Raw genomic sequence first — 20915 nt, 5'->3', positions numbered from 1 at the left:
TTTAATAAAATAGCAATTCTAATTCTCATAAATGTCAGAATACACAGGTTATCATGGAAATTCACTAGAATTTTTGAAAGCAAATAAAATTTCAATAGGCGATTCTGTTAAAATTTTAGCTGACATTACATATTCAGGAATAGTTATGCCACGATATGAACACAGTGACGATAAACATATTGTATTGAAATTAAAAAGTGGATACAATATTGGCTTAGAAATCAAAAATATTGAAAATGTTGAAAAGAAGTCATCCATAGAAAAAAAAATTGAAACTAACGAAAAGATTGAAAAGAATGATAATTTACCAAATATTTTATTATTATCAACTGGGGGAACAATTGCAAGTAAAATTGACTATAGGACTGGTGCAGTTACACCAGTATTAACAGCAGAAGAACTTAATTCATCGGTTCCAGAACTTGGAAAAATAGCAAATATTGAAACTAAAGTTCTATTTTCAGAATATTCTGAAAATATTATGCCTGAGCATTGGGTAAAAATTGCTGAAACAGTTAAGGAATATAGTAAATCTCAGTATACGGGAATTATAATTGCTCATGGAACAGATACAATGCATTATACATCATCGTATCTGTCTTTTGCATTAGCAGGTTTTCCGATACCTATTGCGTTAGTTGGATCACAAAGATCATCAGATCGAGCATCATCAGATGCTGCATTAAATTTAATTGGAGCAGTAAAGTTTCTTACTGAATCAAAAACAAATGGAATTTACATTGCAATGCATCAAGATGAAAATGATGAAACGATTGCTTGTCACATTGGCACGCGTGTGAGAAAAAATCATACTAGTAAAAGAGGGGCATTTCAAACAATAGGAAATGATCCAGCATTTTTGATTGTAAATAATAAAATTCAGAAAAATATGAAAAGAGATTTTTTCAAAGTTAATGAATTTGCGCCAAAAATTAAAATCAATCAAAAAGTTGCTTTAGTAAAATATCATCCTGGGTATAATCCAGATTCATTAAGAAATTTAATAGATTCGGGAGTTAAGGCGATTATTTTTGAAGGAACAGGATTAGGACATATTGGTGAAAACATGTACCCAGTAGTAAAAATTGCAAATGAAAAGGGAATTTTTATGGGAATGACTTCTCAATGTATTGATGGCATGGTAAGAATGACAGTGTATGAAAGTGGAAGAGATCTATTAAATCTAGGAATCATTCCATTAGAAAACATGATTCCAGAAATTGCATTAGTTAAAGCAATGTGGGTAACGGGAAATACTGAAAAATTTGATGAAATTAAAGAAAATATGTTAAAAGAAATTGCATTAGAATTTTCAACATGATCAGGTAATAAAATGGAAAAATTTTCAATAAAAGATGTAGGCGTAAAAGTAGGCTTAGAAATTCACCAACAGCTTGAAACTAATAAAAAATTATTTTGTAATTGCACACCAATAGAATCAGATGATTATTCAATAAAATTTCAAAGAAAATTACGAGCTTCAAAAAGTGAATTAGGTGAATTTGACCCTGCTGCACTTTTTGAAAGTACAAAATCAAAAACTATCATGTATTATGCAAACGAAGAGAGTAGTTGTTTGGTTGAACAAGATGAAGAACCACCACACGAATTAGATGAAGATGCAAGAAAAATTGCATTAGTTATTGCTGCAGCATTGAAATCAAATATTTTTAGTGAGATTTATCCGATGAGAAAAACAGTAATTGATGGTTCTAACACAACAGGTTTTCAGCGTACTATGTTAATTTCTCAAGGCGGATTTTATAATGCAGGGGAAACAAAAATAGGAATTCAGTCAATTTGTTTAGAGGAGGATGCAGCAAAAATTTTAGGGGAAGAAGGAACTACGAGAAAATTTGGATTAGAGCGACTAGGTGTTCCATTAGTAGAAATTGCAACAGATCCTTTTGAAGTAGAACTAACAGAGATTAAAAAAATTGCATTATCTCTAGGAAGAATTTTGAGAAGTACAAAAAAAGTAAAAAGAGGATTAGGATCAATTAGGCAAGACGTTAATGTATCCATTAAAGATGGTGGAGGAATTGTTATTGAAGTTAAAGGAGTTCAACAATTAGATCAACTAGAAAAAGTTGTAGAATATGAAGCAAAAAGACAACACGGGTTACTAAAAATTTCAAAAAAAATACTAGAAACTAATTGGAAATATGATAAGGATAACAAAAAAGACATTACAGAATTATTTTCAAAATGTCAATCAAAAATTATTCAAAGTGCTATAAAGAAAAATCACAAGATTATAGCAATTTCTTTTAAAAATATGGGTGGAATTTTTGGATATTTACCATATGAAGGCATAAGATTAGGAAAAGAAGTAGCAGAATTAGTTCGATTTTTTGGGATTGGAGGAGTTTTTCATTCTGATGAATTACCAAATTATGGCATAGAAACATCTGATCTAAATGGATTGAAAAATTTATTAAAAATTAACGAAAATGATGCATTTTTAATATTAGCAGCACCAGAAGAAAAAGTTCACATAGTAATTGATCAAATTATTGCACGAATAGAACATATCAAAAATCAAGGCATACCAATTGATACTAGATTAGCTACTCCAACAGGAGAAACAAAATTTCTCCGACCAAGACCAGGTGCTGCACGAATGTATCCAGAAACAGATATTCCACCAATAATAGTAACTGAAAAAGAACTAAGCGACGCAGAAAAAAACATTCCAAAATTATGGGACGATGCAATTAAAGAAATAGAAATAAAATATAAAATGAATAAGCAATTATCAGAACAAATTTTTGATTCAAAACATATTGAATTGTTTGAAAAAATTATTGAGAATATTAAAACAAATCCAACATTTGTTGCATCAATTCTTTGTTCAACAATTACAAATTTAGAAAGAAAGGGATTAAATTCAAACTTATTAAAAAATCAAGAAATTTTCAAATTATTTGAATTATTAGACAAAGGAGAAATTGCAAAGGAATCAATTGAAATAATTCTTGAAAATATTATGTCAAATAAATCACAAAATGTGGAGGAAGCCATGAAAAATACTTCAATTGAATCAATCAAGAATGAAGATTTAGATCAGATTATTCAAAATATAGTAAATAAAAATCAAGAAATAATTAAAAATCAAAAAGAAAGGGCAATCGGACCATTAATGGGAATTGCTATGAAAGAATTAAGGGGTAAAGCATCTGGAGAAATAATCAACAATCTTCTATTAGAGAATATTAAAAAGAAATTAGAAGAATAGTAGTGCGGAAAATGGGATTTGAACCCATGAACTCCTAAGAGATAAGGATCTGAACCTTACACCGTTGACCAGGCTTGGTAATTCCCGCATCGTGTGATTTTGAATTCTAAAATAAGTTCTTTATTATACAAGAAAATAGTATTTTCAAATTAATCAAGTGATAAAGATGGAATTTCGAGAAATTTATTGTACTAGTTGTAAAAAAGTAATTGGGCGATATAACATTAAATTTTACAGTGAAGATAAGATTGCAGAATTAATGAAAACAAGTCATGTGACTCATGTTAGAAATGGTCATCAAATTAACATCAGAAAATTTGAAAAAAATTAATTGTTTTTAATTATTTTAATTGATTCAGAAAGTTTTGAAATTCGGAATAATTGATTATTAGAAATATGTTTATTCCAAGGTTGTGAATATAAAATAACTTTTTTATTATTTTCAAGAAATTTAATTGCATTTAATGGAGAATCATCAATAAAAATATCATAATCTAAATCAGCTTTCATAGGTCCATCAATCACAGATACATAATTGTCATATGAAATATCATGATATGCTAACCAATTTTTTACAAAAGAATTAGTAGAAATTTCTCTAGCTGTAACAATATCCACTTGTGCAAAATTAGAAAGATTTTTTGTGGTTAAAGATAAATTTGTTTCAGTTACTGGAATTGATTTCCAATTTTTCCAACAAGAACTTAATTCTGAATAAAAATCAAATGGATCAATTTTAAATTTTTTCCAAAATTCCCAATCTGTTACCTGATTTTTAGAAATTGACGGTCTAATAGAATTACTATAATTTAACCATGAAACTATTACATCGGCAAGTACACCATCAACATCTAGTGCAATTTTCATATTATCGATTAATCAGTTGTATCTTTAAATTCATTTAATAGATTTTTTTGATGTTTATTGAGTTTTTTAGGAATATTTACTACGACTCTTACGTACTGATCCCCTGTTCCTCTAGAATTAATATGCGAAACTCCTTTTCCTTTTAATTTGATTATAGTGTTTGGTTGACTACCAGAGTCTACTTTGATTTTTTCTTCTCCATGCAAAGTTGGTACCATTAATTCACACCCTAATGCAGCATCTATCATAGAAATATCTTGATCATAAAAAATATCTTTTCCATCTCTTTTGAAATGTGTATGAGGTTGAATCTTTACTCGAATTACCAAATCACCATTTATTCCATCAGGAATTTCATTTCCTTCATTAGAAACAATATAATCACCTGTATCAATTCCTGGTGGAATTTCAAAATCAACTTTTTTAGTTCCTTTAACTCGACCTTGGCCCCTGCAATTGTTACAAGGTGTTTCTATCATTGAACCTTGACCCCTGCAAGTTGGACACGGTGCAGCTGTTACAAATGAAGCAAATCCCATGTTACGAGTTTGTCTTACTTCCCCTTGGCCATTGCATGATGTACATGTTTTTTTATTGGTTCCGGGTTTACAACCAGAACCTTGGCAGTTATCACATTGAATTTGTTTTTGTAAATTAATTTCCATCTTTTTTCCTTTTAATACATCATCTAATGTTACAGTAGTTTGGTATAGAATATCTGAACCACGTTGTTGTTGAGTAAATCCGCCGCCGCCACGACCAAAAATAGATTCAAAAATATCATTAAATCCACCGCCGCCTCCTCCGCGACCAAAAATATCATCAGAAGAATATCTTCCATCTACTCCAGCATGTCCATGTTGATCATAGGTTTGTTTTTTTTCAGAATCTGAAAGTACAGCATATGCTTCTGAAATTTCTTTAAAATGTTCACCAGCATCAGCAGATTGATTACGATCAGGGTGGAATTTTAAGGCCAATTTCCTATATTGATTTTTTATTTCATCAGGAGAAGAAGTTTTAGAAACTCCTAAAACTTCATAATAGTCACGTTTTGCAGCCATAAGTTATTCCTTAATTTGGATTACAGTATAAATGAATGAATTTGAATTAGGTAGATTTTGTTTCATCAGTAGTATTTGAATCAGAAGTTTGTCCATCAGCACCTTGTTGTCCATCAGCACCTTGTTGTCCATCAGCACCTTGTTGTCCATCAGCACCTTGTTGTCCATCAGCACCTTGTTGTCCATCAGCACCTGGTGGTGCTGCATTTTTGTAGAGTTCTGTTGTTACTTCATTAACTAAAGTTTGTAATGCTTCAAGTTTAGGTTTTAGTTCAGATGGTTCTTTATCTAATACTTCCTTAACTTCTTTAACTGCATCAGTAATTTTAATTCCTTGTTCTTGTGAGATTTTATCTTTAAGATCTACATTTACTAATTTTTCAGTGGTATAGATATAACTCTCTGCTTCATTTTTTAGATCAATTTTTTCTTTCTTTACTTTGTCCTCATCAGAAAACTTTTCTGCATCTTCTTTTAACTTCTCTATTTCTTCTGGGGAAAGTTTTGAATTAGATTCAATTGTAATCTTAGCTTCTTTTTGTGTTCCCAGATCTTTTGCTGTTACATTAATGATTCCGTTTGCATCAATATCGAATTTAACTTCAATTTGTGGTACACCTCTTGGAGCTGGTGGTAAATCAGTTAGATTGAAACTTCCTAACGATACATTATCAGTTGCCATTGGTCTTTCACCTTGTACAACATGAATTGTTACAGCAGTTTGATTATCAGCAGCAGTTGTGAAAACTTTGGCTTTTGATGTTGGGATAGTAGTATTTCTTTCAATTAATGGTTCTCGTACACCACCTAATGTCTCAATTCCTAATGTCAGAGGTGTTACATCCAGTAAAACTATATCACTTGTCACGTCACCAGCAATAATTCCTGCTTGAATTGCAGCACCCATAGCAACTGCTTCCATTGGATCAACACCTGATTCAGATTCTTGACCAACTACTTCACTGACGAATTTTTTAACTAAAGGAATTCTAGTTGGTCCACCAACCATGACAATTTTATTAATATCAGAATTAGACAATTTTGCATCTTCTAATGCTTTTAGAATTGAAGGCTTGCATCTATCTACAATTGGACCAATTAACTCATCTAATTTTGCTCTTGTAATTCTTAATTCAAGATTTTTAGCACCTGCAGATGGATCATGTGCAATAAATGGTAAATTGATATCAGTTTCCATAACAGTTGATAATTCAATTTTTGCTTTTTCACAAGCCTCTCTAATTCTTGTCATTGCTGTTGAATCAGAAGATAAATCAACGCCTTCTTTTTTCTTAAATTCATCTACTACGTAATCAATCAAAACTTTATCCATATCAGTACCACCTAATTTCGTATCACCAGATGTACTAAGTACTTCAAATACACCACCACCCATTTCCATAATGGTTACATCTAAAGTACCTCCACCAAAATCAAAAACAAGTATTTTCATATCTTGTTTAGCTTTATCTAATCCAAATGCTAAAGATGCAGCAGTTGGCTCATTAATTATTCTAACAACATCAAGACCAGCAATAGTACCAGCATCTTTAGTTGCTTGACGTTGGTTATCGTCGAAATATGCAGGAACAGTAATTACAACTTTTTCAATAGGTTCTCCAACAAATGCTTCAGCATCTTTTTTTATTTTTTGAAGAATAAATGCAGAAACTTGTTGAGGTTTGTATTGTTTATCTAAAATTTTGAAAGTTTCATCAGAACCCATTTTTCTTTTGGCAGCAACGATTGTATTATCTGGATTGGTAACTGCTTGTCTTCTGGCAGGTTCACCAACCATCAATTCACCCTCTTTACTAAATGCTACAACTGAAGGAAATGCTTTACCACCTACTGTTGCACCTTCTGCTGCGGGAATAATAGTTGGTTTACCACCCATAACTACGGCTGCAGCTGAGTTACTTGTTCCCAAGTCAATACCTATAATTTTAGTCATTTTTTATCATCATTCTCCTTTTTTGAAATTTCTACTAGCGTAGGTCTTAATATTTTTTCATGAGAAATATATCCTTTCCTGATCTCTTTTGTAATTGTATTATCATCTAATGAAGGATCAGAAATAATTGAAATGGCCTCATGGAAATTTGGATCAAAAATTTCTCCAAGTGCATCAATTGGTTTAACATTATATTTTTCCATTAATGATTCCATATTTTTTAAAATCGAATTTAAACCATCTGCATTAATTTTACTTTCAGAAATTACTTCTTTTGCTCGTATGAAATCATCATAAATTTTAAGAAAATCCAATATGAATTCATTAATTTTTGAATTAACGCCAGTCTCAATATCATTTTGAGTTTTTCTACTAAGATTTTGAAAATCTGCCAGTACATGTTTTAATTTTTCTTCAAATTGTAATGTTTTTTGTTTCTCTAATTCTAATAATTTTGATAAATCTTCAGATGTGTCATCATTTTTATCCACATTATCAAATTCCTCAATTTTATTACTAGAATCAGTTTCATTTTCTGATAGTACTTCAACAGGAATTTCATCAGAGTTTGTTTCGTTAGACAATTTAAACAGAATTATTATCTAGCTAATTTATACCATTATTGAATAGTTTCACAAAGAGGATTTGCTTTTACAATAATTAAATTAGAATCTTTTTTAGTATTTTCAATATTTTTAAAATCAGATTGAGAACAAGCCACAATTATTGTAGTTTTATCACTGTGAAATAAATTAAAATCTGGATCCTCGTAAGCTTCAACGTCACCAATATAATCACGTAATTTAGAAGTCAGATTTTGTAACATCTCAATTTTATCACCACGCATTGCATGTTGATCAAGTGTCCAAGATAATGCAATTTTTGTTCTGCTAGCTTTTAGATCATTTTTCTTTAATGTTCCACGAATTTCATCAATTAATCTTTTAATGTAACCATCTATTCCTTTTACACTTCCATTTATCAAATACATTAATGAGTTAGAACCCTCAAAGGAAGATCCTAGAGATTTTAAATCAAATAATCCATTTATCATATTATCTAAATAAATTTCTTGAAAATCATTTGATGAAAGATCATTTTTTGTAATTTCATCTTTTGCATATTTACAAACTTCTAAAATACTACAAAGACTAGAAAATCTTGATAAAATATCAATAGCATGGAAATGTTCAGATGATGAAATTGCCACAAATTCTTTTTCTTTTTTGGTATTACCAAGTAAATCTGCTAAAATTGGATCTTTTTTACCATTAAATGAACCAATAATTTTGGGTTGTTGGTTTAGATCTTCTAAAGGATAATAAAAATAAGAAATATTTTTACCAGCTTGAAGTCCAGTTACATGCTCTAATAATGAAATATTTTCATTATTACCTCCAAATCCCGTAGCTAATGTAAAAATTACTGAACTATTTTTTTTTAATGATGTGACTGCATCTTTGAATTTAGAATGAATTTCTGTTTTAATATCTTGACCAGTTTTTCTAATTCTTGGTGTAAAGAAAAGATATTGAGCTTTAGAAATTGCCACATCAATTGGCTCCATTGCCAATAATGGTTCATCCTCTTTTAATGAGGAAACATTTGGATATGTTTTAGCAATTTCAGCTTTAAGAGATATTGCAGAAGGAGTTGATTCATCTATTATAGATACATCAGCACCTTTAATGGCCATTTGAGATGCAATGGCATAACCTTCAGTGCTTAACCCATAAACAACAACTTTTGCTCCTGCCATCAATAACAGATGATTATCGACTAAGAAAAACTTATTGAAGTATAGTAATTAGCAGAAATACTTGAAAATATGGATAGATATTCTCACACCAAAACAATTATTGTTTTCTGAACCAATAATTGAGAAATTAGGGCAAAAACATGACATTTTATGTACATCAAGAGAATATAACGAAGTTACAAAATTAGCAAAAATTAGACATTTTGACCTAATTTTTGTTGGAAAACATGGTGGCGGAGACAAAAAAAGTAAACTCAAAGCAAGTATTGAAAGGATTGAAAAATTAACAAAAAAAATTAACAAGTTCAAACCTGATGTGGTGATAAGTTTTGGTTCACCAGAAGCAGCAAGAATTTCGTTTGGTTTAGGAATTAAACATATTATGTTTTGTGACTCACCACATGCAAATGCAGTAATGAGACTTACATTACCATTAATTCAAAAACTCTTAATCCCATATGTAATACCTAAAAAAGAATTTTCAAAATTTGGAATTAATGAAAAAAATATTGTTCAATACAAAGCAATTGATGCAGTAGTAACTATGAAAAGAAAAATTAATCAAAATATCATATCCCCATTTAAAAATAATAATAAAAAAAATATTTTGATCAGAGTAGAAGAAGAAGAAGCTTCCTATACATCAAAATCAAGTAAAATAATTCCAATAATTCAAAAAATTGCCAATGATTACAAGGATGAAAATATTATTGTTTTAGGTAGATACAGTCAACAAATTATTAATCTACAAAAAATTATAGGAAAAAAAATCAAAATTATCAAAATGTCATTTGATGGAAAATATTTACTCAATGATACAGACGTCTTCATAGGTTCTGGTGGAACTATGACAGCAGAATCTGCTTTAATGGGTATTCCTACAATATCATATAATGCAGTTCCAAACATAATTGAAAATTTCTTAGTAAAAAAATCCCTTGTAAAAAGAGAAACAAATCCAAAAAAAGTTTCAAATGAAATTAAGAGAATTTTAGCAAGAAAAAATGACCAAGATCAAAAAAGAGCCAAAAAAGTTGTTAAACAAATGGAAGATCCTATAGAAAAACTAATTAAAATAATCAAAAATTAATTCTAATTTGATTTTAAGAGTCAAATTGAATTAAAAAGTTCATTAAGGGAATAGTAGTGCTCGATTTAGTAGCCCGGTAGTGTAGCGGTCAAGCATTTGGGCCTTTGAAGCCCGAGACGCAAGTTCGAGTCTTGCCCGGGCTACTCTATTTAAAAATCGATAATAATGGAAGCATGAACATAATATAGTCAATATTACTCAGATTAGGCATAATGACAGATATTATTTTAGGAATGGGAGAAGTGGGAGAGACATTATTTGATTTACTTGTAGATAGAAAATTTGATTGTATTGGAATTGATTTAGATAATTCAAAATGTAAAAACTATACTGAAAATAAAATTATAGAAAATCCACAATACCTTCATGTCTGTCTACCTGGAGAATTAGAAAAATTTACAGATATTGTAATTGAATGGATTAATAGGATAAAAAATATTCAAGGTGTTGTAATTCATTCAACTGTAAAACCAGGAACTACAAAAAACATTCAAGAAAGATCACCAATACCAATTTTATTTTCACCAGTTCGTGGAGTACATAGAAGATTTTTAGATGATATTAAAAAATATACAAAATTTATTTCGTTTGATAATGCAGAAATAAATTCAGAAATTAAAAAAGATTTAGAAAATAGATTTGAAAAAGTAGATTGGATGTCAACTACAAAAACTGCAGAGCTTGCAAAAATATTAGTTGATACAACATATTATGGATGGTTAATCAATTATGCTCAAATTACTAAAATGATATGTGAAAAAGAGAATGTTGATTTTGATGAAATGTGGAAATTTGCCGATGAAATTCATGAAAATTTGGGCAATAGACCAAAAATGTTTCCAGGTATTATTGGAGGACATTGTGTCATACCAAATCTAAATTTAGTGGAGTATGAAAATTTAGATGTCATTAAAACAATTAATGAAATGTATGAAAAATTTAAAAAATAATTATAATTTTTAAAAATCTAATCTTGTTAATAGTTTTGAGGCAATAATAAAAAGAACAGTTGCAAGTGCAGCAAGAATAATCATTTCATAAATAACAAATTCAGTAATGGTTCCAAAAATTCCTGCTCGGATTATATCAACAAGATATGTTAATGGGTTAAGATAAAATGCAGTACGTAATGGTTCAGGTGCTGTATCAGCTGGGTAAAATGCAGAACTAACAAATGCAAAGAAAAGAAAAACCGTGTTGATAATTACATTAAATCCTTCACTTGAGCGTAATCTAGTAGAAATTATTGAGGCTAATGAACCAAATAGAATGGAACCAACGACTGCGCCAAAGATTAGAATTGGAATCGTAGCCAGTGAAAATTCTGCAGACTGAAAGATTACAGGATAGCCAACCACTGCAATTAAGGATGCACTAACTAATCCAATTATGCCAATTGTGCAAATATTACTCAAAATGTAATGACTGCGAGTAAATGGACCAGACATGATTTGTTCAAACATTCCATGTCGTCGATCATTCCAAATAAGAATTCCAGAAATTAATGTACTATTCATAATATTAAATCCAATCATACCAGATGCTAAAAATGCAGGATAATCAAGATCCTTTCCAGCAAACGGAACCTGATTAATTAGTGGACCGTAAGCAAAACCTGCTACAAAAATATAGATTAAAGGAAAAATAATTTGCCAAATTAAAAATCCAGGGTTAAGTGAAATCGTTAGATTTCTATTAACAAGTCTAATTATTGGATGCATTCTCTCTCACCATTTTTAAAAATACATCTTCAAGATTTGTTGGTACTGCAGATAAATCTTCAATTTCAATATTATTTTCATTAAGTATTTTTAAAACTCTTAATAAAATTAATTCTGATTGTTCTGAATGAATTATAATCGATGTACCAGTATCAAAATTAATTTCAAAATCAGGTATGTCATTTAACAATGAAGAAATGTTTGATTGTTTATTTTGTAAATGAATTTTAATTGTTTTTTCCTTTCCAAATCTATTTTTTAAAGCATCAGGTGAATCAACAGTAAGAATTTTTCCATTATCAATTATAGCTATTTCATCACAGAGATATTCAGCTTCGGATAAAATATGAGTTGTATAAAAAATTGTTAAACCAGTTTTAATTTTATTTTTTAAATAATCAAGTAATTTTCTGCGAGCTTCAGGATCTAATCCAACGGTGGGTTCATCCAAAAATAATAATTCCATATCATGCATGAATTCACGTGCAACTTGTACACGTCTTCGTTGACCAATAGAAAGATCTTCATTTCTCTTTTTGCGAATTTCAACCAAATCAAAATCCTTCAATAATTGTTCCATTCTTTTTTTACGCTCAATTTTTGGAATATTCCACATCATTCCGTATTTATCAAGAGATTTTTCTACGGACAAAGTAGGCTCATAACTTGGTTGTTGTAAAACAACTCCAATTTTACTACGAATTTCTAACGGATTTGAAATAGCGTCAATTCCTAAAATGGATAATGAACCAGATGATGGTTTTATGAGAGTTGTAAGTAACTTAATTGTGGTGGATTTGCCTGCACCATTTGGACCTAAAAATCCAAAAACTTGACCTTTTTTTACGGATAAAATTAGATCATTTACAGCTGTAATCGATCCATATGATTTGGATAAATGTTCTACATTAATACAAGACACAATCAACCTGCGATCTTCCTATTAATTTAGTTAGTGAGATGATATAACAGAAGTATTAAACAAATTAAGGAAATTTTAGATTTGTTTCTAGATAAAGAAATAGGTTTGAAATTAAATCATTTAACCAGTTATTCATAATTTTGATTAAATAAATTAAAAAATCAATGAAATTTTTATTAAGACATCATGTTTATGGAAACTAAATGTCAGAATCACAAAATCTTATTGATAAACTGTTACAACTAAAACCAGAATTAACCAAAGATGTGATCGATCAAAAAATTGCAGAAAAAAAAGAGAAAATAGGTTCTGGATATCTTACTGACGAAGGAGCAGTATTTTTGATTGCATCAGATTATAATGTTAAACTTGAGGAAACATCAAAAACAGAAATTAGTTTAAAGGACTTGTATGCAGGTGCAAAAGAAATTTCATTAGAAACTAGAGTTTTAAATTTTTCACCTACAAAACAATTTTCAAGAAAAGATGGATCAACATTTGATTTAAGAACAATGACAGTATACGATTCAGGTTCTACAGCAAGCGTAAAGTTATGGGATGAAAAAGCAAACTTACCTGGTATTGAAAATCTTAAACCTGGAGACCTAATTAAAATCATAAAAGCATATGTTAAATCAGATTTAGATGGTTCACCTACCATCAATATTGGTTCAGGATCAAATATTCAAGCCGTTGAAACTGAAAGTCAAATTCCAATGATTGACAAAATTACTAAAGACATAAGTGAATTACAAGAAGGACAAAAAGATCTTGCAATCTCAGGATTAATTGACGGAATAATCAGTGGAATGAAATTTACAAATTCCAGAGGTCAGCCTGGAACTGCACTTAGAATGAGACTAAAAGGAAAAGATGGATCTGCAATGAGAGTTGTTCTATGGGGCAAAGACGAATCATTAATTCCAAATATGATTTCACAGTCTGCAAATGTAAAATTGTTAGGTGTTAGAGTAAAATCTGGAAATCAAGGATTGGAAATTCATGGTAATGAAGCAACAATTGTTGAAATTGAAGGTGGAAAAGAAGCTGAACCCATTATTGCAAGAATTTTATCAATAGTAACAACTGAAGACGGAAAAAATATGATTATCGCAACAGATAACCAAAAAAATATCTACAATATCAATGATTTTTCAAATTCAACTAGCATTTGTGTTGAAGGGGATGTAATTGAATGCATGCCATCAAAAGTTTATGGAAATTCAGTTACATTAGATGAAAATTCATTTGTAAGAAAATTAGATAATGATGAAACAATTCCATCATTATCTAAAATTCGAACAAAGATTAGTGATGTAAAAGTAGACCAAACATATTGTATTGAATCCATAGTGCTAAAAGTTCCTGAAAGAAAGGAAATACAAACTAAATCAGGTGAATCAATTTCTCTTTCAGAAATGTTTGTTGAAGATGATACAGGTCAGATCTGGGTAAAAGGATGGAGAAATCAAGCGAAACTAATTGACAAATGTGAATTAGGAGAAATCATATCCATAACTGGATTAAATGCTAAAGCAAATAATTTTGGAGAAGGTAGAATAGAATTATTTTTGACAGCACATTCAAAAATTATTAAGAAAAATTAAAACTCAGTATCAGATAAGCCAGAAGATGTGATTGTATAAGAAAAATTTTCTTTATTGAAAGGAGAAGATATCTCTCCATTGTAAACAGATGAATTCTTGAAAAGATGGATTTTGATATGGGTAAAAAGATCTATTGCTGTAGACATGTTTTCAACTTCTTGCTCATTTGAATTTCTAATCATGTTAGTAATAACAATAGGAACTTTATGAGTAACTGCGTATAAGGATAATTCACGCATATATTTCATAAATAAAGAATTTTTTTTGAATACGGATTGATTATTCTTATATTCATAAGAAAATAAATCAGTAATATTATCTATAACAATTAAGGAAAAATTATTTTCTGTAAAATTTTTAATCGAATTAATTTGTTCTGAAGTATTTGTTATTCTAGAAACTATAATGTTGTTAAGTAAATCAACATTTGAATTAGAGTTTTTTTGAATTTCTAATATTCTTTCAGGTCTAAATCCTCCAGTAGTATCTAAAAATAAAACTTTGCCACCATTTTTAATCGAGTTAATTGATAATTGTAATAATAATTGAGTCTTCCCTGTTCCATTGCCACCAAAAATATCAACAATTACACCATCAGGAATTCCTCCTGACAGAAAATTATCTATTTTTTTTAAACCAGTTGAGATCATTTGTATAATTTATAGAAAAATAAGAAAAAATTTAAAGAATTACAATCGTGGCAAGGCTTTTATGCTGGACAGAGATTTTTGAAATTAAGTGAACATTTAGTGTCCCAATCAAATAGTGCAAAAAGACCATTAACAATACTTCAAAAAAGTACAAAAAAGAAAGTTACCGTTAGATTAAAGAACGAAGTTGAATACAAAGGTAAAATGGACAATGTCGATTCATATATGAATTTGATAATGACTGATGCGGAAGAAATCCACGATAGTAAAACCATTGCAAATTATGGTAGAGTAATCGTTAGAGGAAACAACGTATTATTTATCAAATTAGAAAATGAACTATAATTAAATTAAGAGTGGTTTTATGACCAATACTTTTCTATTTACATCAGAATCAGTAACAGAAGGTCATCCAGACAAAGTATGTGATAATATTTCAGATGCATTTTTAGATGAATATCTAAAACAAGATCCAAATTCAAGAGTGGCAGTTGAAACAATGGTTACAACAGATTTTGTAGTTGTATCAGGTGAAGTAACATCAAAAGCAGTTTTTGATAAAAAAGCACAAGAAGAATTGGTAAGAAAAACAATCAAAGAAATTGGATATAATGATAAAGAGTTGATGTTTGACGGTGATACGTGTAAAGTTGATTTAAGATTACATTCACAAAGTCCAGATATCAGTCAAGGAGTTACAGCAACTGGAGAAAAAGAACAAGGTGCTGGTGATCAAGGATTAATGTTTGGTTATGCAACAAATGAAACTGAAGAATTAATGCCTATGCCAATTTTGTTAGCTCATAAATTAATTCAAAGATTGTCAGAAGTTAGAAGAAATAATACATTACCATGGGTTAGACCAGACGGAAAATCTCAAGTTTCAGTAAAATACGAAGATAACAAACCAACTGGAATTGAAACAGTTGTAATTTCAACACAACATGCACCTGAAATATCTCAAGAAGAAATTACAAAGGAGATAATTGACAAAGTAATCAAACCTGTTTTAGGAAATCTTTGGAATGACAAAATTAAAATTCACATAAACCCTACGGGCAAATTTGTTATTGGTGGACCTCATGGGGATGCAGGTTTAACTGGACGAAAAATCATTGTCGATAGTTACGGAGGTTTTGGAAGACATGGAGGAGGAGCTTTTTCAGGAAAGGATCCATCTAAAGTAGATAGATCCGCTTGTTACATGTGTAGATACATTGCAAAAAATCTTGTTGCAGCAAAATTTGCTGATAGATGTGAAGTTCAACTTGCATATGCAATTGGCGTAGCAGAACCAGTTTCACTTTATGTCAATACATTTGGTACCAATAAAATTCCAGAAAATCAAATAGAGGAATTAGTTAGAAAGAATTTCGATATGAAACCATCAGGTATTATTTCAGAACTAGATTTGAAAAGACCAATTTACAAAAAAACAGCAGCATATGGTCATTTTGGAAGAAATGAACCAGAGTTTAGTTGGGAAAAAACTGACAAGGCAGAAATTTTAAAGCAATCTGCCGGACTTTAATAATTCTATAACAGATTCAAATTTTATTTGTGTAATTTTTTCCAATTGATTATAATTTCCTTTAAAATCACCAACGAGAATATTTAGATCATCAATTCCAAAATTAGATTTTTTATTATTAATTGCATCATAATATGCAGTTTCTAAATTAATTTTTTTTATCTTTATTTTACTTCCTTTACAAAAAAGTTTTACATATTGTTCAAACGTTAGATAATCAGGTCCAACAAGATCGTATATTTTATTTTTAAATTTAATTTCATTAAAGGATTGAAAAATAATTTTTACAACATCGTTTATAGAAATTGGTTGAATCGAGTAACTGCCAGAACCAGGTATTTCAATTGTTTTGATTTTAATCTGTTTTTTTAAGAATTTTGTGAACAAATCATCTTTTCCTACAATGTACGAGGGTCTAAAAATAGTGTAGTTTAAGCCTGAATTAACTATGATTTTTTCTGCTTTGTATTTAGAAATGAAATATCCAACTGAAGTTTTACTTGAAACGCCTAGACCACTATTGTAGACAATTTTTTTAATTTTGGTCTTCTTTACTAAATTTACAATACGTTTGGTTAATTCAACATTTATCATTTCATAATCAATATCTATAGACTGTTTTCCAATTCCTATAAGATGAATTAATACATCAGAATTTTTGATTTTATTAATAATGAGTTTTTCATCATAATCTTTAGAAATAATTTTTTGTTCATTTTTGTATGTTTTAAAATCATTTCTTGAAATTGAAATCAAATCAATATTATTTTCAGATAAATATTTTCTTAGATTTTTTGCAACAAATCCACTTGCACCAGTAACAACTACCTGAATAGATTTAGCCATAATTATCTAAATTGACTTTTAATTTTAAATCTATACTACAAATTTCAACATTAATGAAATAAGAGTTAATACTAGAAAATGAATCAAAGAGATATGTCAGAGAAAAAAGTGGAATTGAGAACAGGGTATACAACTGGTAGTTCTGCTACAGCTGCTGCAAAATCAGCATTATTATCAATAATTAATCAAAAAAAAATTGAAAATGTGGATATTATTTTACCGAGAGGCTCTTCAATTCAAATTCCAGTTAATTCTTGTGAATTTGAAAATGAAAAAGCAAAGTGTACTGTAATAAAAAATGGTGGAGATGATCCAGATGTCACACATGGTGCAGAAATAATTGTTGAATTATCATTAACAGAGAAAATTGATGAAATTGAAATTGATGGTGGTGAAGGTGTAGGTATTGTTACAAAGCCAGGCTTAGGTTTGGAAATAGGTAAACCTGCAATTAATCCAGTACCAAAAAAAATGATTAATGAAAATTTAAGAGATGCTGGAAAAGAAATTCTTGAGAAAAAAGGAATTAGAATTGTAATTTCAGTGCCAAAAGGAAAAGAATTAGCACCAAAAACAGATAATCCCAGATTAGGAATTAAGGATGGAATTTCAATTTTAGGAACAAGTGGAATTGTAATTCCATTTTCTACAGCATCATATGCAGCATCAATTAGACAAAATTTGGATGTAGCAATTGCTGCAGGAAACGAAACTGTAGTATTAACAACAGGTGGAAGAAGTGAAGAATATGCCAAAAAAATTGTTGATTTGCCAGTTCACTGCTTTGTGCAGATGGGAGATTTTTCAGGATATACAATACAGCAATGCGGTAGAAAAAATATCAAAAAAGCATATGTTGTAGGATTTATTGGAAAACTAGCAAAGATGGCTGCTGGCGTAAAACAAACTCACGTCAAAGGATCAAAAGTTGATATGAATTTTTTATCGGAATTAGCAAAAAAGGCCAATGCCAATGAAGAAGTAATTCAAAGTATTAAAAAAGCAAATACTGCTAGACACGTTTCAGAAATAATCAAAGAAAATAACATTACTGGATTTTTTGAACTAATTTGTAGTGAAACATACAGGCATATGAGAAAACATTCAGAAGAAAAAGTTCCAATAGATGTAATATTATTTGATTTTGAAGGACAGATCCTTGCTAGAAAATCATAAGAGTAAGGTATTTTATTAAAGTTAGAAATTTTTGATTATGGAAAATGTATCAGTTCTTGCAATAACAAAAAATGGTATTAAAATTGGAGAAAAATTAAAAGGACTTTATCCTAATTGGAACATTTTTGCACCAGAGAAATTATCTAATAAAAATAACGAAATAATATGGTATTCTGAGGGTACAACAAATAAAATCATTGAACTTTTTAAAAATTCCAATGCATTAATTTGCCTTTTTTCATTGGGTGCAGTAATAAGATTAATTGCGCCACATCTGAAAGATAAGAAAACAGATCCTGCAGTAATTGTAATTGATGATAAAACAAATTTTGTGATCAGTGTTTTATCAGGCCATATAGGAGGAGCAAATGAATTAACTCAAGAAATTTCTGAGAAATTAAATGCATTACCTGTCATTACAACTGCTGCAGATGTAAACAAAACAATTGCAGTCGATTTGGTAGGTAAAGAATTTGGTTGGAAAATTGATGATGAAACAACAGTAACTAAAATTAGTGCACATATGGTAAATGCAGAACCTATTGGTATCTATCAACAAGCAGGTAATAAAAAATGGTATAAAGAATTGCCAAAAAATGTAAAAATTTATGATAGTTTAGACGAATTAAAGAAATCAAATTCAAAAGCACATTTAATAATTTCAGATAAAGAAATTGATGATGAATTATCTCAAGAATCTGTAATTTATCGTCCTGAAAGTTTAGTTATTGGAATAGGACTACATTGGGATACAACAAAAGATACAATCAAAGAGGGAATAGATTATTGTTTAGATAAATTCAATTTGAGTTCTAAATCTATTGCTAAGCTGGTTTCAATTAAAAAACCTGAAGACGTGCAAGGATTAATCGATCTTGGAAAAGAAATGCAAATTCCTGTAGAATATGTTGATAGAGAAGAACTAGCCGAAATTATTACTCCAAATCCATCTACCACAGTAAAAGCATTTGAAGGTACAGCAAGTGTTTCTGAAGCTGCTGCAATTAAAGTATCAAAAGGGGAATTAATTGTAGAAAAGCAGAAATTCCCACCAAATTTAACAGTAGCAATTGCGAGGAAAATAGATTGAAGCGTGGATTATTAATTATCGATAGAGGAAGTCGACAAAGAGAAGCATCTGAAGAATTAGAAGTAATTTGTGAAGGAATTAGGGATAAAGGAGAATATTCTTTTGTTGATTTTTGTTTTTTAGAGGTTGAACCACCATATATTGAAGATGGAATTGAAAAAAGCCTAAAACAAGATATTGATACACTTACAATAGTTCCATATTTTCTATATCCAGGAAAAAAAGTAAAAAATGCAGTTACTGATGTAATGAAGTTTCAAAAAGATACTAAAATAAAATTTCTTGTTACCAAACCAATGATGATGCATAAAACTTTGGTAGAAATAGTTCAAAGTAGAGTAGACTCAACATTAAAAGAAAATCAAATTACTTTAGAAGATAAAGATGTGGATGTAATGATTATTGGTCATGGAAGTGTAGATCCTAATGCACAAAGATCACTTGATTATATTGTAAATGGATTAAAAGACAGTTACAGAAATGTAAGTAGATCATGGTTAGAAATAGAACAACCAGATATTTTTGAAGGAATTAAAACTGTTGAAAAAAATAATCCAAATGTTCTAGTTAATGTATTTTATTTTCTTCATGAAGGGGCACACGTTAAAACTGATATCAATAATGATTTGATACCAGCATTAGAAAATTCTAATATTAAGAAAAGCTATATTACAAAACATATTGGGACAGATCAAAAAATGGTAGATTTAATATTAGAAAGAGCAAAGGAAGTAGAGAATGCAAACTAAGAAAGGTCAATCAATCGAAGATGCAAGCATGAAAATGATCGAAGATGAAATTGGATCACATAATTATAATGAAAAAGAATGGCCTATTGTAAGAAGAATAATTCATTCTACTGCTGATTTTGATTTTGCCGATAAAAATAGGCTCATTTTTCAGAAAGATGCTATAGAAAGTGGTATGAATGCTCTCAAAAATGGATGTAGTATAGTAGTGGATGTAAATGGAGTAATCGGGGGACTCAATAAACAAAATCCAAAAGATTTCGGTAATGAAATTGTGTGCAATATTTCTAAACCAGAAATAATGCAACAAGCTAAAGATGAAGGAAAAACACGTTCTCAAGTTTCAATGAGAGTTGCAAAAAATGATATCGATGGCGGAATAGTTGCAATAGGCAATGCACCAACTGCTTTAATGGAAGTAATTGAAATGGTAAACGAAGGAATTGTAAAGCCAGCATTAATCATAGGAATACCAGTTGGATTCATTTGTGCACCAGAATCAAAGGAAGAATTATCAAAATTACAAGGAACTCCATTCATAACTAATTTAGGAAGAAAAGGAGGAAGTTCTTCAGCATCAGCAATTATCAATGCAATTTTTAAATTAATTAGAGCTGAATCATCTAATTAATATAAAAAAAATTCATTATT

21 protein-coding genes and 2 tRNA genes are annotated in these 20915 nt (G+C 29.6%); 13 read left to right on the top strand and 10 right to left on the bottom strand.

The window, feature by feature from the left end; genetic code table 11:
* Positions 1-31: 31 nt before the first annotated feature.
* Both gatD and gatE read left to right on the top strand, forming a co-directional pair.
* Positions 32-1321: a Glu-tRNA(Gln) amidotransferase subunit GatD gene (gatD, locus tag NMSP_RS00515; RefSeq protein ID WP_086906973.1), complete on the top strand. Its 1290-nt coding sequence runs from the start codon at positions 32-34 to the stop codon at positions 1319-1321.
* A 12-nt stretch (positions 1322-1333) separates the two neighbouring features.
* On the top strand, positions 1334-3238 hold the full coding sequence (gene gatE / locus NMSP_RS00510; RefSeq protein ID WP_086906972.1) for a Glu-tRNA(Gln) amidotransferase subunit GatE: 1905 nt from the start codon (positions 1334-1336) through the stop codon (positions 3236-3238).
* A gap of 3 nt (positions 3239-3241) precedes the next feature.
* On the opposite strand, the gene NMSP_RS00505 is transcribed toward gatE, so the two are convergent.
* Positions 3242-3326, bottom strand: a tRNA-Leu gene (locus tag NMSP_RS00505).
* 78 nt (positions 3327-3404) lie between these two features.
* Here NMSP_RS00505 and NMSP_RS08295 point away from each other — a divergent pair.
* Positions 3405-3569, top strand: coding sequence for a hypothetical protein (locus NMSP_RS08295; protein WP_192866177.1), 165 nt, complete (start codon positions 3405-3407; stop codon positions 3567-3569).
* Here NMSP_RS08295 and NMSP_RS00500 read toward each other — a convergent pair.
* From NMSP_RS00500 to NMSP_RS00480, 5 genes are read right to left on the bottom strand one after another with little or no spacing between them, the layout of a single operon-like run.
* Positions 3566-4105, bottom strand: coding sequence for a 5' nucleotidase, NT5C type (locus NMSP_RS00500; protein ID WP_086906971.1), 540 nt, complete (start codon positions 4103-4105; stop codon positions 3566-3568). The genes NMSP_RS08295 and NMSP_RS00500 overlap by 4 nt on opposite strands.
* A gap of 8 nt (positions 4106-4113) precedes the next feature.
* Positions 4114-5169, bottom strand: coding sequence for a molecular chaperone DnaJ (dnaJ, locus tag NMSP_RS00495; RefSeq protein ID WP_086906970.1), 1056 nt, complete (start codon positions 5167-5169; stop codon positions 4114-4116).
* A 46-nt stretch (positions 5170-5215) separates the two neighbouring features.
* Entirely contained in the window at positions 5216-7123 is a 1908-nt protein-coding gene (dnaK, locus tag NMSP_RS00490; RefSeq protein WP_086906969.1) for a molecular chaperone DnaK, read from the bottom strand.
* Positions 7120-7707 carry a nucleotide exchange factor GrpE gene (locus NMSP_RS00485; RefSeq protein WP_086906968.1) on the bottom strand — a complete coding sequence of 196 codons (588 nt, stop codon included), beginning with the start codon at positions 7705-7707 and terminating at the stop codon, positions 7120-7122. Before NMSP_RS00485 ends, dnaK begins: the two co-directional genes overlap by 4 nt.
* A gap of 35 nt (positions 7708-7742) precedes the next feature.
* On the bottom strand, positions 7743-8882 hold the full coding sequence (locus tag NMSP_RS00480) for a hypothetical protein (protein ID WP_086906967.1): 1140 nt from the start codon (positions 8880-8882) through the stop codon (positions 7743-7745).
* A 61-nt stretch (positions 8883-8943) separates the two neighbouring features.
* Here NMSP_RS00480 and NMSP_RS00475 point away from each other — a divergent pair, with 61 nt between their 5' ends.
* The 3 genes from NMSP_RS00475 (at position 8944) to NMSP_RS00465 (ending at position 10922) form a co-directional block, all read left to right on the top strand.
* Positions 8944-9972 carry a DUF354 domain-containing protein gene (locus NMSP_RS00475; RefSeq protein ID WP_086906966.1) on the top strand — a complete coding sequence of 343 codons (1029 nt, stop codon included), beginning with the start codon at positions 8944-8946 and terminating at the stop codon, positions 9970-9972.
* Positions 9973-10042: 70 nt separating this feature from the next.
* Positions 10043-10115 (top strand) — tRNA-Gln (locus NMSP_RS00470).
* A gap of 69 nt (positions 10116-10184) precedes the next feature.
* Complete coding sequence (locus NMSP_RS00465) at positions 10185-10922, top strand: Rossmann-fold NAD(P)-binding domain-containing protein (RefSeq protein WP_086906965.1); 738 nt, start codon at positions 10185-10187, stop codon at positions 10920-10922.
* Positions 10923-10931: 9 nt separating this feature from the next.
* On the opposite strand, the gene NMSP_RS00460 is transcribed toward NMSP_RS00465, so the two are convergent.
* Both NMSP_RS00460 and NMSP_RS00455 read right to left on the bottom strand, forming a co-directional pair.
* Entirely contained in the window at positions 10932-11693 is a 762-nt protein-coding gene (locus NMSP_RS00460) for an ABC transporter permease (RefSeq protein WP_086906964.1), read from the bottom strand.
* A complete protein-coding gene (locus tag NMSP_RS00455) occupies positions 11677-12615 on the bottom strand; it encodes an ABC transporter ATP-binding protein (protein ID WP_086908297.1) in 939 nt (312 codons plus the stop codon). Before NMSP_RS00455 ends, NMSP_RS00460 begins: the two co-directional genes overlap by 17 nt.
* Positions 12616-12818: 203 nt before the next feature.
* On the opposite strand from NMSP_RS00455, the gene NMSP_RS00450 reads away from it, so the two are divergent.
* Positions 12819-14222 (top strand): single-stranded DNA-binding protein, encoded by a 1404-nt coding sequence (locus NMSP_RS00450; RefSeq protein WP_086906963.1) that lies wholly within the window; start codon positions 12819-12821, stop codon positions 14220-14222.
* Here the strand turns inward: NMSP_RS00450 and NMSP_RS00445 are convergent.
* Positions 14219-14872 carry an ATPase domain-containing protein gene (locus NMSP_RS00445; RefSeq protein WP_086906962.1) on the bottom strand — a complete coding sequence of 218 codons (654 nt, stop codon included), beginning with the start codon at positions 14870-14872 and terminating at the stop codon, positions 14219-14221. The genes NMSP_RS00450 and NMSP_RS00445 overlap by 4 nt on opposite strands.
* A 99-nt stretch (positions 14873-14971) precedes the next feature.
* On the opposite strand from NMSP_RS00445, the gene NMSP_RS00440 reads away from it, so the two are divergent.
* Both NMSP_RS00440 and metK read left to right on the top strand, forming a co-directional pair.
* On the top strand, positions 14972-15217 hold the full coding sequence (locus NMSP_RS00440) for a U6 snRNA-associated Sm-like protein LSm6 (protein ID WP_067957529.1): 246 nt from the start codon (positions 14972-14974) through the stop codon (positions 15215-15217).
* 19 nt (positions 15218-15236) lie between these two features.
* Positions 15237-16403, top strand: a complete 1167-nt coding sequence (metK, locus tag NMSP_RS00435; protein ID WP_086906961.1) for a methionine adenosyltransferase — start codon at positions 15237-15239, stop codon at positions 16401-16403.
* Here metK and NMSP_RS00430 read toward each other — a convergent pair.
* A complete protein-coding gene (locus tag NMSP_RS00430; RefSeq protein WP_086906960.1) occupies positions 16380-17249 on the bottom strand; it encodes an NAD-dependent epimerase/dehydratase family protein in 870 nt (289 codons plus the stop codon). The two genes, metK and NMSP_RS00430, sit on opposite strands and share 24 nt — an antisense overlap.
* Positions 17250-17342: 93 nt before the next feature.
* On the opposite strand from NMSP_RS00430, the gene NMSP_RS00425 reads away from it, so the two are divergent.
* The 4 genes from NMSP_RS00425 to NMSP_RS00410 are packed head-to-tail and all read left to right on the top strand — an operon-like array spanning position 17343 to position 20895.
* Positions 17343-18425: a cobalt-precorrin-5B (C(1))-methyltransferase gene (locus tag NMSP_RS00425; RefSeq protein ID WP_192866176.1), complete on the top strand. Its 1083-nt coding sequence runs from the start codon at positions 17343-17345 to the stop codon at positions 18423-18425.
* A gap of 37 nt (positions 18426-18462) precedes the next feature.
* Complete coding sequence (locus NMSP_RS00420; protein ID WP_086906958.1) at positions 18463-19515, top strand: cobalt-precorrin 5A hydrolase; 1053 nt, start codon at positions 18463-18465, stop codon at positions 19513-19515.
* Positions 19512-20264, top strand: a complete 753-nt coding sequence (locus tag NMSP_RS00415; protein WP_086906957.1) for a sirohydrochlorin chelatase — start codon at positions 19512-19514, stop codon at positions 20262-20264. The genes NMSP_RS00420 and NMSP_RS00415 overlap by 4 nt, the downstream gene beginning before the upstream one ends.
* Complete coding sequence (locus NMSP_RS00410) at positions 20254-20895, top strand: precorrin-8X methylmutase (RefSeq protein ID WP_086906956.1); 642 nt, start codon at positions 20254-20256, stop codon at positions 20893-20895. The genes NMSP_RS00415 and NMSP_RS00410 overlap by 11 nt, the downstream gene beginning before the upstream one ends.
* Positions 20896-20915 lie beyond the last annotated feature (20 nt).

The sequence above is a fragment of the Candidatus Nitrosomarinus catalina genome, assembly GCF_002156965.1.
GTDB classification, from domain to species: Archaea; Thermoproteota; Nitrososphaeria; order Nitrososphaerales; family Nitrosopumilaceae; genus Nitrosopumilus; species Nitrosopumilus catalinensis.
Note: the sequence above shows the minus strand (reverse complement) of the source record. Positions and strands in the feature narration are given on the sequence as shown.

Excerpts from the sequence above, each read along its gene's own strand:
- gatD (WP_086906973.1), top strand. The coding sequence starts at position 32 with ATGTCAGAATACACAGGTTATCATGGAAATTCACTAGAATTTTTGAAA.
- gatE (WP_086906972.1), top strand. The coding sequence starts at position 1,334 with ATGGAAAAATTTTCAATAAAAGATGTAGGCGTAAAAGTAGGCTTAGAA.
- NMSP_RS08295 (WP_192866177.1), top strand. The coding sequence starts at position 3,405 with ATGGAATTTCGAGAAATTTATTGTACTAGTTGTAAAAAAGTAATTGGG.
- NMSP_RS00500 (WP_086906971.1), bottom strand. The coding sequence starts at position 4,105 with ATGAAAATTGCACTAGATGTTGATGGTGTACTTGCCGATGTAATAGTT.
- dnaJ (WP_086906970.1), bottom strand. The coding sequence starts at position 5,169 with ATGGCTGCAAAACGTGACTATTATGAAGTTTTAGGAGTTTCTAAAACT.
- dnaK (WP_086906969.1), bottom strand. The coding sequence starts at position 7,123 with ATGACTAAAATTATAGGTATTGACTTGGGAACAAGTAACTCAGCTGCA.
- NMSP_RS00480 (WP_086906967.1), bottom strand. The coding sequence starts at position 8,882 with ATGGCAGGAGCAAAAGTTGTTGTTTATGGGTTAAGCACTGAAGGTTAT.
- NMSP_RS00465 (WP_086906965.1), top strand. The coding sequence starts at position 10,185 with ATGACAGATATTATTTTAGGAATGGGAGAAGTGGGAGAGACATTATTT.
- NMSP_RS00460 (WP_086906964.1), bottom strand. The coding sequence starts at position 11,693 with ATGCATCCAATAATTAGACTTGTTAATAGAAATCTAACGATTTCACTT.
- NMSP_RS00450 (WP_086906963.1), top strand. The coding sequence starts at position 12,819 with ATGTCAGAATCACAAAATCTTATTGATAAACTGTTACAACTAAAACCA.
- NMSP_RS00445 (WP_086906962.1), bottom strand. The coding sequence starts at position 14,872 with ATGATCTCAACTGGTTTAAAAAAAATAGATAATTTTCTGTCAGGAGGA.
- metK (WP_086906961.1), top strand. The coding sequence starts at position 15,237 with ATGACCAATACTTTTCTATTTACATCAGAATCAGTAACAGAAGGTCAT.
- NMSP_RS00430 (WP_086906960.1), bottom strand. The coding sequence starts at position 17,249 with ATGGCTAAATCTATTCAGGTAGTTGTTACTGGTGCAAGTGGATTTGTT.
- NMSP_RS00425 (WP_192866176.1), top strand. The coding sequence starts at position 17,343 with ATGTCAGAGAAAAAAGTGGAATTGAGAACAGGGTATACAACTGGTAGT.
- NMSP_RS00420 (WP_086906958.1), top strand. The coding sequence starts at position 18,463 with ATGGAAAATGTATCAGTTCTTGCAATAACAAAAAATGGTATTAAAATT.
- NMSP_RS00410 (WP_086906956.1), top strand. The coding sequence starts at position 20,254 with ATGCAAACTAAGAAAGGTCAATCAATCGAAGATGCAAGCATGAAAATG.